At 63.4% G+C, this 14,223-nt stretch carries 13 protein-coding genes; 11 read left to right on the top strand and 2 right to left on the bottom strand.

The window, feature by feature from the left end:
- The first annotated feature begins 302 nt into the window (after nucleotides 1–302).
- The 9 genes from AC5ZG5_RS13255 (at nucleotide 303) to AC5ZG5_RS13215 (ending at nucleotide 9,611) form a co-directional block, all read left to right on the top strand.
- On the top strand, nucleotides 303–494 hold the full coding sequence (locus AC5ZG5_RS13255) for a hypothetical protein (protein WP_130224945.1): 192 nt from the start codon (nucleotides 303–305) through the stop codon (nucleotides 492–494).
- Between the two features lie 266 nt (nucleotides 495–760).
- Complete coding sequence (locus AC5ZG5_RS13250) at nucleotides 761–1,591, top strand: DeoR/GlpR family DNA-binding transcription regulator (protein ID WP_208821625.1); 831 nt, start codon at nucleotides 761–763, stop codon at nucleotides 1,589–1,591.
- 387 nt (nucleotides 1,592–1,978) lie between these two features.
- Entirely contained in the window at nucleotides 1,979–3,523 is a 1,545-nt protein-coding gene (gene glpD, locus AC5ZG5_RS13245; protein WP_456642646.1) for a glycerol-3-phosphate dehydrogenase, read from the top strand.
- Nucleotides 3,520–4,599, top strand: coding sequence for an ABC transporter ATP-binding protein (locus AC5ZG5_RS13240; protein ID WP_456642647.1), 1,080 nt, complete (start codon nucleotides 3,520–3,522; stop codon nucleotides 4,597–4,599). The genes glpD and AC5ZG5_RS13240 overlap by 4 nt, the downstream gene beginning before the upstream one ends.
- Nucleotides 4,600–4,611: 12 nt before the next feature.
- Nucleotides 4,612–5,697 (top strand): ABC transporter ATP-binding protein, encoded by a 1,086-nt coding sequence (locus AC5ZG5_RS13235; protein WP_456642648.1) that lies wholly within the window; start codon nucleotides 4,612–4,614, stop codon nucleotides 5,695–5,697.
- A complete protein-coding gene (locus AC5ZG5_RS13230) occupies nucleotides 5,697–6,599 on the top strand; it encodes a carbohydrate ABC transporter permease (protein ID WP_208821636.1) in 903 nt (300 codons plus the stop codon). The genes AC5ZG5_RS13235 and AC5ZG5_RS13230 overlap by 1 nt, the downstream gene beginning before the upstream one ends.
- A complete protein-coding gene (locus AC5ZG5_RS13225) occupies nucleotides 6,599–7,405 on the top strand; it encodes a carbohydrate ABC transporter permease (RefSeq protein ID WP_028162560.1) in 807 nt (268 codons plus the stop codon). Before AC5ZG5_RS13230 ends, AC5ZG5_RS13225 begins: the two co-directional genes overlap by 1 nt.
- Before the next feature lie 10 nt (nucleotides 7,406–7,415).
- Entirely contained in the window at nucleotides 7,416–7,745 is a 330-nt protein-coding gene (locus tag AC5ZG5_RS13220) for a DUF2160 domain-containing protein (RefSeq protein ID WP_456642649.1), read from the top strand.
- A gap of 123 nt (nucleotides 7,746–7,868) precedes the next feature.
- Complete coding sequence (locus tag AC5ZG5_RS13215; RefSeq protein WP_456642650.1) at nucleotides 7,869–9,611, top strand: ABC transporter substrate-binding protein; 1,743 nt, start codon at nucleotides 7,869–7,871, stop codon at nucleotides 9,609–9,611.
- A gap of 382 nt (nucleotides 9,612–9,993) precedes the next feature.
- Here AC5ZG5_RS13215 and AC5ZG5_RS13210 read toward each other — a convergent pair whose 3' ends face one another.
- Nucleotides 9,994–11,097, bottom strand: a complete 1,104-nt coding sequence (locus AC5ZG5_RS13210) for an alkene reductase (RefSeq protein ID WP_028162557.1) — start codon at nucleotides 11,095–11,097, stop codon at nucleotides 9,994–9,996.
- A gap of 159 nt (nucleotides 11,098–11,256) precedes the next feature.
- Entirely contained in the window at nucleotides 11,257–12,573 is a 1,317-nt protein-coding gene (locus AC5ZG5_RS13205) for a lytic murein transglycosylase (RefSeq protein ID WP_456642651.1), read from the bottom strand.
- 348 nt (nucleotides 12,574–12,921) lie between these two features.
- On the opposite strand from AC5ZG5_RS13205, the gene htpX reads away from it, so the two are divergent.
- The gene (gene htpX, locus AC5ZG5_RS13200; RefSeq protein WP_130224929.1) at nucleotides 12,922–13,854 is read left to right on the top strand and encodes a zinc metalloprotease HtpX; all 933 of its coding nucleotides are present in this window, start codon (nucleotides 12,922–12,924) and stop codon (nucleotides 13,852–13,854) included.
- 95 nt (nucleotides 13,855–13,949) lie between these two features.
- Complete coding sequence (locus tag AC5ZG5_RS13195) at nucleotides 13,950–14,150, top strand: DUF2905 domain-containing protein (RefSeq protein ID WP_130224927.1); 201 nt, start codon at nucleotides 13,950–13,952, stop codon at nucleotides 14,148–14,150.
- Nucleotides 14,151–14,223: the final 73 nt, after the last annotated feature.

Genomic DNA, 14,223 nt, shown 5'->3' with positions numbered 1-14,223 from the left:
AGCCGGTTTTCCCTGCGACAAACGCGGAGCGTTTGCGCGGAGATCATGCTCAAACAAAGATAAGATCACGATCCGATCTCAAATCGGATTGTGATCTGGACGTCTCATCGCTTACACATGATTGTTATCAGCCGCTCGTATCCCACCTCTCGCGAAAGCAGGTGATTCGGTGCTCGGAGGGCCGAGCAAGTGCGGTCATTTCGTGGCGCCAAGCATCGGTTTTCGCATGACACGGCGGCGAGGCCTGAGGAACAATCAGGCTCTCTTCCCGTTATTGGCCCGCACTTCAATCGGGACTGGGAATGTCTGATACCTACATAATCGAAGTCGGCTCCAATCCGGCCGGAATCGTCGTACGCGATGAGCGTGGCTATCGCTTCTTCGCAGCCAGTCATCAGTTCAACCGGCTCGAAGGCCAGGTCTTCCGCAACGCCCGCGAAGCCGAACGCGCCGCCCGCCGCCTCGCCGACGGCGAGTTGAAGCTGGCATCATAGATTCCAGGACGGTCTCTCCGTCTTCCCTTGCGAAAGCAGGGACCCATAACCACAATCGTGTGTGTGGCATGAGCAAGTAGTTGCGGCGGAGCACACTACATAGGCCTGTGGTTATGGGTCCCGGCTCCCGGCTTAAGGCTTCGCCGCGGCGCGCAAGGCCGGGACGACGCCTGGAGACGATGACGCCTTAATCGGCGACGTCTCCTGCGTTGACCTTGGCGCCAAACCGCCGCAGCATGCGGCTTTCGATGCCGCAAGGTGCCGCCGTGCCCGTATTGACCCATCGCCAGACCGAAATCCTCAACCTCGCGCGCGCCTTTGGCCGCGTGATGGTGGAGGACTTGGCAAAACGTTTCGAAGTCTCCGCGCAGACCATCCGCAAGGACCTCAACGATCTCTGCGACCGCCGTTCGCTGACGCGCATCCATGGCGGCGCGATCATCGCGTCCGGCGTGGAAAATCTTGCCTATGAGGCGCGGCGCTTCGTCGCCGCCGAGGAGAAGAAGGCGATCGGGGCAGCGGCTGCGGCGCGCATTCCGAACGGCTGCTCGCTCTTCATCAACATCGGCACCACGACGGAGGAGGTCGCGAGCGCGCTGACCTCGCATGAGGGTCTGCTCGTCATCACCAACAACCTCAATGTCGCGATGCTGCTCTATCGCCATCCCCGCATCGAGGTAGTGGTGGCAGGCGGCACCGTGCGCCGCGCCGACGGCGCCGTGGTCGGCTCCACCGCGACGCAACTGATCGGCCAGTTCAAGGTCGACTACGCGATCATCGGCGCGTCGGCGATCGACGAGGAGGGGGCGCTTTTGGATTTCGACTATCGCGAAGTCCAGGTCGCCCAGGCCATCATCGCCAACGCCCGCAACGTGATGCTGGTGGCGGACTCAACAAAACTCCGCCGCAGCGCCCCGGTCCGCATCGCCCATATCAGCCAGATCCAGACTTTTATTACCGACACCGAATTGCCGGCAGGACTCGCCAACATCTGCCACAGCAGAGGCATCGAGGTGGTCGTGGCGATGGATAAGCCCGCCGCCGATATCGACGACACGGCGCCCGAGCCCGCACCGGTGACACTGCGAAGCGTCTAGCACCGCCGGTGGCCTCGCCCTTCGAGACGCCTGCTTCGCAGGCTCCTCAGGGGTGAGGAGATAGATGCGAGCGCGCCGCTTTCTCCCCCGTCATTGCGAGCGGAGCGACTTGTCCGCCGTAGCTCAACGAGCGAAAGCGGAAGCAATCCATCTCGCCACTTGCGGAGGCATGGATTGCTTCGTTGCCGGCCGCCAGATCCTCATCCTGAGGAGCGCGGAACGCGCGTCTCGAAGGATGAGGCCCCGATTTCGCCTTTCAACTCCCCGTCCCCAGGTCGTGAACCCCTGGTTCCCCATTTTCGGTTTGCTTTCGTTTTCCTTTGTGATCTAATCAAATCCGAAAGCGAAAGCGCCGAAAGCGAACGCGTGCGGCCGGGGAAGCGTCTGTTGGATCGGATTTTCGACCTCGCAATCATTGGGGGCGGCATTAACGGCTGCGGCATCGCGCGCGACGCGGTGGGCCGGGGTAATTCCGTGTTCCTCTGCGAAATGAATGACTTAGCGAGCGGGACGTCGTCCTGGTCGACCAAGCTCGTGCATGGCGGGCTGCGCTATCTCGAATATTACGAGTTCCGCCTGGTCCGCGAAGCCCTGATCGAGCGCGAGATTCTCTGGCAGATCGCGCCCCACATCATCCGCCCCCTGCGTTTCGTTTTGCCGCACCACGCCGGCCTGCGCCCGGCCTGGCTGCTCCGGCTCGGGCTGTTCCTTTATGATCACATCGGCGGCCGGCACCTGCTGCCGCCGACACGGACGGTGGACCTCACCCGCGACGAGGTCGGCAAGCCCCTGATCAAGAATCGCTACGTCAAAGGGTTCGAGTATTCGGACTGCTTCGTCGACGACGCGCGGCTGGTCGTGCTGACCGCGCGCGATGCGGCCGATCGCGGGGCAGAGATTTGCACGCGTACCCGCGCCGTCGAGATCAGGCAGGCCGACGGCCTCTGGAATGTCACGGTCGAGGACGACGGCAGCGGCGCGCGGCGGACGGTGCGGGCGCGTGCGCTGGTCAATGCCGGCGGCCCTTGGGTCGAAGAGGTGCTGGCTTCGGGCGCCGGCGTCAACGCGCGCGCAAAAGTGCGGCTGGTGCAGGGCTCGCATATCGTCGTGAAGAAGCTTTACGACCACGACCGCGCTTACATCTTCCAGAACGCGGATGGCCGCATCGTCTTCGTGATTCCTTACCAGGGTGAGTTCTCGCTGATCGGTACCACCGACCGCGACTACGACGGCGACCCCGCCAAGGTGAAGGCGACGGAGGAGGAGATCAGCTATCTCTGCTCCTCCGTCAGCGAGTATCTGGCGAGGCCAGTGAAGCCGGAGGATGTGGTCTGGACCTATTCCGGCGTGCGCCCGCTCTATGATGACGGCGCGAGCGAGGCAAAGGCCGCGACGCGCGACTACGTGTTCGAGCTCGATACGCCCGGCGGCGTGCCGCTGCTCTCGATCTATGGCGGCAAGATCACGACCTACCGGCGATTGGCCGAAGAAGCGCTGGAGCGGCTTGCGCCCTACTTGCCCAGTGCAACAGCCAGTGAGGGCTGGACCGGCAAGGCGCCGCTGCCCGGTGGCGAGATGGATGTCTCCGCGGTCGACGCGCTCGCTGCGGAACTGGTGCGCGACTATCCGTTCCTGTCGGCGGCGCATGCGAGCCGGCTCGCGCATGCCTACGGCACGCGTGCGACAAAAGTACTCGGCAGCGCGGAATCGATCGGCGATCTCGGAAAGTCCTTCGGCGCCACCTTGACGGAAAGCGAAGTCAGGTACCTGATGGCGAACGAATGGGCGTTGACCGCCGAAGACATCGTCTGGCGCCGCTCCAAATTGGGTTTGAGGATGTCGGCCGCCGAGATATCGGCGCTCGACGAATGGATCGCCGCTCATGGCCTGTCCGGCGAACGCCCGCTGCGCGAAGCGGGAGGACGGCCATGAGCGTCACGCTCGACCACGTCACGCGCACCGTGGACGGCATCCCGGCCATCCACGATGTCTCGCTGACGCTCGAGCGCGGCACGCTCAGCGTGCTGCTTGGGCCGACGCTATCAGGCAAGACCTCGATCATGCGGTTGCTCGCCGGCCTCGACAAGCCGACCACCGGCCGCGTGCTGGTCGACGGCAAGGACGTCACCGGCATCGACGTGCGCCAGCGCTCGGTCGCGATGGTCTATCAGCAGTTCATCAACTATCCCTCGCTCTCGGTCTATGAGAACATCGCCTCGCCGTTGCGTGTGCAGGGTCGGCCGCGCGAGGAGATCGACAAGCGCGTGGCGGACGCGGCAAAGCTGTTGCGGCTTGAGCCCTTTCTGAAGCGCACGCCGCTGCAATTGTCCGGCGGTCAGCAGCAGCGCACCGCGATTGCACGCGCACTGGTCAAGGGCGCGGACCTCGTTTTGCTTGACGAGCCGCTCGCCAATCTCGATTACAAGCTGCGCGAGGAATTGCGCACCGAACTGCCGCGCATCTTCGAGGCGTCAGGCGCGATCTTCGTCTACGCCACCACCGAGCCGTCGGAAGCGCTGCTGCTCGGCGGCGACACCATCTGCATGTGGCAAGGCCGCGTGCTGCAGGCCGGCGCCAGCTCGAAAGTGTATCGGCAGCCCGAGACGCTGCGCGTCGCCCAGGTCTATTCCGATCCGCCGCTCAACATCGTCAATATCGAAAAGAAGAACGGCGCTGTGTACTATCCCGGCGGCATGCAGGCGCCGCCGGCCGGACTCTATCTGGGCCTTGCCGATGGCGCCTATCGCGTCGGTTTCCGCGCGCACCAGCTCGAAGTCGGCCACCACGCCGCCGGCCGCCATACCTTCCGGGCGACCGTCACGGTGACCGAGATCACCGGCTCCGAAAGCTTTGTCCACCTGCAGCACGGTTCCGCCAACTGGGTCGCGGTGCTGCATGGCGTGCATGAATATGAGCCCGGGCAGGCGCTCAACGCGGCGCTCAATCCGGATGATATCTTCGTGTTCGACCTGGCCGACCGCCTGGTCGCAGCCCCTGGCCGGAATTGAGGGAGATGGCGCATGGCCCGCATTGACCTCGTCGATCTCGCGCACTCCTACAGCGGCAATGACGCGCCGCCGGAATCCTTCGCGCTGAAGCCGGTGACGATGACCTGGCGGCAGGGCGGCGCCTATGCGCTGCTCGGCCCTTCCGGTTGCGGCAAGACCACGCTGCTCAATCTGATCTCGGGGATCGTGACGCCGTCGCGCGGACAGATCCTGTTCGACGGCAAGGACATCACGCCGCTGTCGACGCAGAAGCGCAACATCGCGCAGGTGTTCCAGTTCCCGGTCATCTACGACACCATGACGGTCGGCGAGAATCTGGCCTTCCCGCTGAAGAACCGCGGCGTGCCGAAGGCGGAGATATCAGCGCGCGTGAAGCGGATCGCCGAGCTGCTCGACCTTGCGCCCTACCTTAACCGCAAGGCGACGCGGCTCACCGCCGATGCCAAGCAGAAGATCTCGCTCGGTCGCGGATTGGTGCGATCCGACGTCGCCGCGATCCTGTTCGACGAGCCGCTGACCGTCATCGACCCCGAATTGAAATGGCAGTTGCGTTCGAAATTGAAGGCGCTGCACCGCGAGCTCGATCTCACGATGATCTATGTCACCCACGACCAGACGGAGGCACTGACCTTCGCTGACACCGTCGTCGTCATGCATGACGGCCGCGTGGTGCAGAGCGGCTCGCCGGCCGAACTGTTCGATAAGCCCGCGCACACCTTTGTCGGCTATTTCATCGGCTCGCCCGGCATGAACATCGTGCCGGCTCACGTCGATGGACGCGAAGCGCGGATCGATGGCCACACCATCGGCCTGCACCGCAATTACGGCGTGCTGCCCGCGGACGCGAAAATCGAGATCGGGGTGCGGCCCGAATTCGTCGACATCGCGCCGCCCGCCTCCGGCCTGCTCGCGGCGACGATCGAGCGGATCGACGATCTCGGCCGCATCCGCTTTGCGCGGGTGCGCGTCGGCGATTCCAAATTCGCGGCACGTGTGCCGCCGGGATTTTCGGTGCCCGACAACGTGGCCGGGCTCGTGTTCGATCCCGCGCATGTGCACGTCTATGCCGACAGCCGCTTGGTCGAGGGGGTTGCGTGATGGACAAGACGGTCAACCAGAAAGCCTGGTTCCTGGTTCTGCCGGTGTTCCTGGTGGTGGCGTTCTCCGCGATCATTCCGCTGATGACGGTCGTGAACTATTCGATGCAGGACACGTTCGGCAACAACCAGTTCTTCTGGAACGGCGTCGGCTGGTTCAAGGAATTGCTCGATCCCACGACCGACCTCGGCGAGCGCTTCTTCGCCTCGCTGTGGCGCAACCTGATCTTCTCCGCGATCATCCTCGCGATCGAGATCCCGCTTGGCATCGTGGTCGCGCTGTCGATGCCGCGCGAGGGCTGGACCGTCGCGGTCTGCCTCGTGATCCTGGCGCTGCCGCTGCTGATCCCGTTTAACGTGGTCGGCACCATCTGGCAGATCTTCGGCCGTCCCGACATCGGCCTGCTCGGCTACACGCTGAACAGCCTGGGTATCCCTTATAACTACGTTTCCAACGAGTTCGACGCCTGGGCGACCGTGATCGTGATGGACGTCTGGCACTGGACCAGCCTGGTGGCGCTGCTCTGCTACGCCGGCCTGAAGTCGATTCCTGATGCGTACTATCAGGCAGCGCAGATCGACGGCGCCTCGCGCTGGGCGGTGTTCCGCGCGATCCAATTGCCGAAGATGAACCGCGTGCTCCTGATCGCGGTGCTGCTCCGCTTCATGGACAGTTTCATGATCTATACCGAGCCGTTCGTCGTCACCGGCGGCGGGCCGGGCAATTCGACTACCTTTATCTCGATCGAGCTGGTCAAGATCGCGCTCGGCCAGTTCGATCTCGGCAAGGCCGCGGCGTTGTCGCTGGTCTACAACCTCATCATCCTGATCGTCTGCTGGGTGTTCTACACCGTCATGACCAATGCCGGCGCCGAGCGCCCGCAAAAAGAGGGAGCTGTGTGATGGGCACGATTCCCGGGCGCCGCCTCATCATCTCGCTGTTCCTGATCTTCCTGTTGTTGCCGATCTACTGGCTCATCAACATGAGCTTCAAGACCAACAGCGAGATCGTCTCGACCATGACGCTGTGGCCGCACCAGCCGACGATCGAGAACTACATGCGCATTTTCACCGACGAAAGCTGGTATTCCGGCTACATCAACTCGCTGAAATATGTGATCATCAACACCGTGATCTCGATCTCGGTGGCGCTGCCCGCGGCTTACGCGTTCTCGCGCTATCGCTTCCTCGGCGACAAGCACCTGTTCTTCTGGCTGCTGTCGAACCGCATGGCGCCGGCCGCGGTCTTTGCGCTGCCGTTCTTCAATCTCTATTCGGCGATCGGCCTGTTCGATACGCCCTGGGCGGTGGCGCTGGCGCATTGCATCTTCAACGTTCCGCTCGCGGTCTGGATCCTCGAAGGCTTCGTCTCCAGCGTGCCGCGCGAGATCGACGAGACCGCGTTCCTCGACGGCTATTCCTTTCCGCGCTTCTTCATCAAGATCCTGGTGCCCTTGATCGCAAGCGGCATCGGCGTGGCCGCCTTCTTCTGCTTCATGTTCTCCTGGGTCGAGCTGCTGCTCGCGCGCACGCTCACCTCTGTCTATGCCAAGCCGATCTCCGCGGTGATGACGCGCACGGTTTCCGCTGCCGGCATGGATTGGGGCCTCTTGGCGGCCGCCGGCGCGCTCACCATCATCCCGGGCGCTCTCGTGATTTGGTTCGTCCGCAACTATATCGCCCGCGGCTTCGCGCTGGGCCGCGTGTAGGAGGCGCCTCATGGAAAGTATCGCATGGATGGCCTGGACGCTGCCGACGGCGATCTTCTTCGCGCTGCTCGGCATGACGCTGGCGGTGATGACCTGGCTCGCGGTCGCCTATCCCGAGGCCGAGCGCGTCGGCGTGCTCAGGATTCCAACCACGCGCGGCGATCGTCTCTTCATCTCGCTGGTGCTCGCCGCCGTCATCCATCTCGTCTGGATCGGCGTCGTCGGCGCCGACTCCATCACCACGCTACCCATTGGGGAAGAGGGCGTCGAGGTTTCGAGCCTGTGGCTCGCCACACTGATTTCGCTTGCCACGGCCGTTGTGATTTTCCGCACCGTCTGAGGAAGTGAAGAAGAGCAGATCCGGGATCAACCCGGACCTGGATTTTAATTTGTCGCCATAACCGGAGGAACCGCCATGCGACACTTGAGAGGAAGGAACCTGACCAGGAGCCGTTGGCTCGCGATGACCAGCGCCGCCGCGCTGCTCGTGGCTGCCGCGGGCGTTGCCGCACCGGCGCGCGCCGACGACGCCGTCAACCAGCGGTGGATCGACAGCGAATTCCAACCTTCGACGATCTCGAAGGAAGAGCAGATGAAGGAGCTGCAGTGGTTCGCCAAGGCGGCCGAGCCCTTCAAGGGCATGGAAATCAACATCGTCTCGGAAACCATTACGACGCATGAATATGAGGCGAAGACGCTCGCCAAGGCATTCAGCGAGATCACGGGCATCAAGCTCAAGCACGACACCATCCAGGAAGGCGACGTGGTCGAGAAGCTGCAGACCCAGATGCAGTCCGGCAAGAACGTCTATGACGGCTGGATCAACGACAGCGACCTGATCGGCACGCATTTCCGCTACGGCCAGACCATCGTACTGTCGGACTACATGACCGGCGAGGGCAAGGACGTCACCGATCCCTATCTCGACGTCAACGACTTCATCGGCAAGTCGTTCACGACGGCGCCGGACGGCAAGCTCTATCAGTTGCCCGACCAGCAGTTCGCCAACGTCTATTGGTTCCGCTACGACTGGTTCACCAACCCCGACTACAAGGCCAAGTTCAAGGCCAAGTATGGCTACGAGCTCGGCGTGCCCGTGAACTGGTCGGCGTATGAAGATATCGCCGAGTTCTTCACCAACGACATCAAGGAGATCAACGGCGTCAAGGTCTACGGCCATATGGACTATGGCAAGAAGGACCCCTCGCTCGGCTGGCGCTTCACCGACGCCTGGCTGTCGATGGCGGGCAATGGCGACAGGGGCATCCCGAACGGTCTGCCGGTCGACGAGTGGGGCATCCGCATGGAAGGCTGCCGCCCCGTTGGTTCGTCGGTCGAGCGCGGCGGCGACACCAATGGTCCGGCCGCCGTCTACTCGATCACCAAATATCTCGAGTGGCTCAAGAAGTATGCCCCGCCGCAGGCGCAGGGCATGACCTTCTCCGAATCGGGCCCGGTGCCGGCGCAGGGCAACATCGCCCAGCAGATCTTCTGGTACACCGCGTTCACGGCTGACATGGTGAAGCCCGGCATTCCCGTCATGAACGCAGACGGCACGCCGAAATGGCGCATGGCCCCGTCGCCGCACGGCTCGTACTGGAAGGAGGGCATGAAGCTCGGCTATCAGGATGCCGGCTCGCTGACGCTGTTGAAGTCGACGCCGGCGGACCGCCGCAAGGCAGCCTGGCTCTATCTGCAGTTCATCGTCTCCAAGACGGTGTCGTTGAAGAAGAGCCATGTCGGTCTCACCTTCATCCGCGAGTCCGATATCTGGGACAAGTCGTTCACCGAGCGCGCGCCCCAGCTCGGCGGCCTGATCGAGTTCTACCGCTCGCCCGCGCGCGTGCAGTGGACCCCGACCGGCAACAACGTGCCTGACTATCCGAAGCTCGCTCAGCTCTGGTGGCAGAACATCGGCGATGCGTCGTCGGGTGCGAAAACGCCGCAACAGGCGATGGACGCGCTCGCCGCGGCGCAGGACTCGGTGATGGAGCGGCTCGAGAAATCAGGCGTGCAGGGCGCCTGCGGCCCGAAGCTGAACAAGAAGGAGAAGCCGGAATACTGGTTCGCCAAAGCCGAGAAGGACGGCACCATCGCGCCGCAGCGCAAGCTCGCCAACGAGAAGCCGAAGGGCGAGACGGTCGACTACGACACCCTGATCAAGTCGTGGCCCGCCACCCCGCCGAAGCGCGCCGAGGCGAAGTGATCTCTTGCAACGCCGTCATGGCCGGGCTTGTCCCGGCCATCCACGCGTCGCCGCGCGTGTGGAAAGACGTGGATGCCCGGGACAAGCCCGGGCATGACGGAGAGAGACAAAAGGCCGGGAGCAATCCCGGCCTTTCGTCATTCCGGGGCGCGAAGCGCGAGCTCTGACGTGCAAGTGCACATCAGAGAATCCATCGTGCTGCAGAGGATGCCGTGAAATGGATTCCGGGCTCGGCCCTGCGGGCCGCCCCGGAATAACGGTGGAAGAGATGTCGTCCTTTTCTCCCGTCATTGCGAGCGAAGCGAAGCAATCCATCTCTCCGCTTGCGGAAGTATGGATTGCTTCGTCGCTTCGCTCCTCGCAATGACGGCGGTGTTCGCGGCTACTGCGCCGCTTCCGCGGCCTCCAGCGTCGGATAGTCCGTGTATCCCTTCGCGCCGCCGCCGTAGAACGTGGCCTTGTCCCATTCGTTCAGCGCTGCGCCACTCTTCAGGCGCTCGACCAGGTCGGGATTGGAGATGAACAGCTTGCCGAACGCGATCAGGTCGGCGGCACCGGATTCCAGCACCTTGTTCGCCAGCGCGAAATCATAGCCGTTGTTCGCCACATATGCCTGCTTGAAGCGCTTGCGCAGCGACGCGTAGTCGAACGGCGCAACATCGCGCGGCCCACCGGTCGCGCCTTCGATGACGTGGATATAGACCAGCTTCAGCGCGTTGAGCCCATCGACGATGTAATCGAACAGCGGCTGCGGATTGGAGTCGGAGACGTCATTGGCTGGCGTCACCGGCGAGATGCGGATGCCGGTGCGCTCGGCGCCGACTTCCGCGGCAACTGCCTTGGAGACTTCCAGCATCAGCCGCGCGCGGTTCTCGATCGATCCGCCATAGGCGTCGGTGCGCTTGTTGGTGCCATCCTTGGCGAACTGGTCGAGCAGATAGCCGTTGGCGCCGTGGATCTCGACGCCGTCAAAACCGGCTTCGATCGCATTCGCCGCGCCGCGCCGGAAGTCTTCGATGATCCCAGGAATTTCGGCGAGCTCGAGCGCGCGGGGCTCGGACACGTCGGTAAAGCTGCCATTGACGAAGGTTTTGGTCTTGGCGCGGATCGCGGATGGCGCAACCGGCGCGCCGCCGTTCGGCTGTAGCAGGGTGTGGGAGATGCGGCCGACATGCCAGAGCTGGATGACAATGCGTCCGCCGCGCGCGTGCACGGCATCGGTAACCTTGCGCCATCCCGCAATCTGTTCCTTCGAATAGATGCCGGGCGTGTCCTGGTAGCCCTGGCCCTGCTGCGAGACCTGGCTCGCCTCGGTAATCAGAAGGCCGGCGGAGGCGCGCTGCGCGTAATAGTCGACCGCAAGCGGGCTCGGAACGAAGCTCGACGGTGCCGCCCGGTTGCGTGTCAACGGCGCCATCACCGCCCGATTGGGCAGCGTCAGCGGACCAAGCTTGAAGGGCTCGAACAGTTTGGAGGATTGGCTCATGGGGGCTTTCCGGAAATGAACGATACCCAACACTTGTGCATTGCGGCGATGGGCGCAATGCCCCAGTAGGATTTGTTCCAAATCAGGATGTGAGCAGCAAGAACGACCTCTTGAGCAGGTCCGTCACAGAGGCGGCATTTCCCGAAGCGGACTTACGTCCTAACGAACGGCCGGCATCGCCGCTTCCGTCGGCTGGGTGCGCCCGCGCATCCGCGCCAGCAGGTCCGCGGTCGGCCAGGAATCCGCCGGTAGTCCATATTTGATCTGCATCGCCTTCACGGCGCTACGGCTCGCCTGTCCGAGCACGCCGTCGACCTTGCCGACATTGAAGCCGGCGCGCACCAGGAGCTGCTGCAATTCCTTGATCTCGTTGAACGGCAATTGCGCCACGGGACCCGAAGGCCGCAGCATCGGCGGGCTGCCTGCGATGCGGGACGCCAGATAGCCTGCGGTGGTCGAATAGATCAGCGAATTATTCCATTCGGTGTAGGCGGCGAAATTGGCATAGGCCAGGAACGCCGGCCCATTTCGTCCCATCGGTAACAGCAGCGATGCGGGCATGTCGTCATTCGCTAGTGGACGTCCATCCGGATAGGTCACGCCGAGCTGCGCCCATTTTGAACGCGACAGCTTGTTCGTGAGATCGGCCTGGTCCCACGGAAAGTTGGAAGCGGTCACGCGCACTTCCTGCAGCCACGGCTCGCCGCGCCGCCACTTCAATCCGTTGGCGATATAGTTCGCAGTCGATCCGATCACGTCGGGTCCGCTGCTCAGGAGGTTGCGATGGCCATCGCCGTCGTAGTCGACGGCATAGTTGAAATAGTGCGTCGGCAGGAATTGCGTCTGCCCGAGCTCGCCGGCCCAGGAGCCGACCATCTCATCGGCCGAAAGGTCGCCGCGGTCGATGATCTTCAAGGCTGCGATGGTCTCGTTCTGGAACATCTCCGAGCGCCGGCAATCATAGGCAAGCGACACCAGCGAAGGCAGCGTCGGCAGATTGCCCATGTTGGCGCCGAAGTCGCTCTCCAGTCCCCAGAACGCCGCGATCACCGCCGGCGGCACGCCGTACTCCTTCTCCGCGCGCGCGAACGCCGCTGCATAGGTCTTGATGCGCTGCTGTCCCTGCTGCATCCGATAGGGCGCGGCCATTCGCCCCGCGAACTCGGTGAAGATCTGCCCGAACACGCGCTGCCCGCGGTCGCGGTTGACGATGCCCTGGTTGTAGACGAGGTAGGGCGAGGCTTCCGCGATCGCCTGCTGCGACACGCCTTCGGACACTGCGCGCTGCTTGAGATCGGCAAGGAAGCGCTCGAAGCTCTGGCCATTGTGGCAAGCCGCCGCGCGTGAGGAGGGCACCGCCGCAGGCCGCGCAGCCGCCGGTGCCTGACGTGTGGGTGCCGGCAACAATTGCTGCGCGGAGGCCGCAGATGCCGCAATCATCGCGACGGCCGCGATCGCAAATCGGGTCTTGAACATCAGAACTCGCCGGTAGGGGATGGGCTTACGAAAGATAGTAATGATCTTACGTGAAGCTTTGTGCTCGGGCTATCCCTCACTCCACCGTCGTCCCGGGCTTGGCCCGGGACCCATAACCACAAACGTGCATTGTTGTGCTAGGGTGCGGCTGCTTGCGCGCGCCACAACGACCATTTGGGGCTATGGGTCCCGGCCTTCGCCGGGACGACGTGGGAGGAAGCCTGCTTGTTTCCGCCCGCCCGCGTCGCCCCGACGCACCTTTCGCCACTTGCGGCGGCGATGGGCAAGTCCCTACCTAAGGTGCGCCTGCAACAGTGGTTTTTCCGCAAGGACGCAGGGGAAACAACGATGAACTATTTCAAGACAGCTCTTCTGCTGGCCGGTCTCACCGCCCTGTTCATGGGGATCGGCTATCTCATCGGCGGCGCCAGCGGCGCGATGATCGCGCTGGTGGTTGCGGCCGCGACCAATCTATTCACCTACTGGAATTCCGACCGCATGGTGCTCAGGATGTACGGCGCCCATGAGGTCGATGCGCGCACCGCGCCCGAGCTTGTCGGCCTTGTCGCCGAGCTCGCGAGCCGCGCCGGCCTGCCGATGCCGCGCGTGTTCGTGATGGACGAGGCGCAACCCAACGCTTTTGCCACCGGCCGCAACCCGCAGAATGCCGCGGTCGCCGTCACCGCCGGCATCATGCAGCAGCTCAGCCGAGAGGAGCTCGCCGGCGTGATCGCGCACGAGCTTGCGCATATCAAGAACCACGACACGCTCTTGATGACGATCACCGCCACCATCGCCGGCGCGATCTCGATGCTGGCGCAATTCGGCATGTTCTTCGGCGGCCACCGCAACAGCAACAGCGGTCCAGGCGTCGTCGGCTCGATCGCGCTGATGATCCTGGGGCCGCTCGGAGCCATGCTGGTGCAGACGGCGATCAGCCGCACCCGGGAATATGCCGCCGACAATCTCGGCGCGCGTATCGTCGGCCAGCCGATGTGGCTCGCTTCCGCGCTGATGAAGATCGAGAATGCCGCGCACCAGGTGCCGAACTTCGAGGCCGAGCGCAATCCGGCGACCGCGCATATGTTCATCATCAATCCGTTGTCGGGCCATGGCGTCGACAATCTCTTCTCCACCCACCCGTCGACCGAGAACCGCGTCGCGGCGCTGCAGCAGCTCGCCGCCGAGCTCGGCGGCGGTGCTGCACCTACCGCCGGCGCGCGCTATCCTTCCCGCAGCCCATGGGGCGGCGCATCCACCTCGCGTGGACCGTGGGGCTAGTCGAGAATTTGTAGGGCAGGTTAGCGAAGCGTAACCTGCCATCGCGTAGCGCGCCGGCGCAAGACGTAACCCGCCCTACGAATTGGAGGTGCCGGATGCAGCGCGCGCTGATCATCCTCGGACTCCTGCTCCTCGCCGCCGGGCTGCTGTGGCCGGTGATCGGCAAGCTTGGGCTCGGCCGGTTGCCTGGTGACATCCATGTCGAGGGATCAAACTATTCGTTCTATTTTCCACTGATGACGTCGCTATTGCTCAGCGTCGTGCTGAGCGTGATCATCTGGCTCGTCAATCGCTAGGCTGTGTGGACTCTTGGGATTCTCAAATCAGACGGAACGTGATTCAAGGCTTTCTTTTAGGAGGAAGCCTTGG

The sequence above is a fragment of the Bradyrhizobium sp. Ses1 genome, assembly GCF_059512365.1.
The sequence above is the reverse complement of the archived record's forward strand: the minus strand, read 5'-3'. Positions and strand labels throughout refer to the sequence as shown.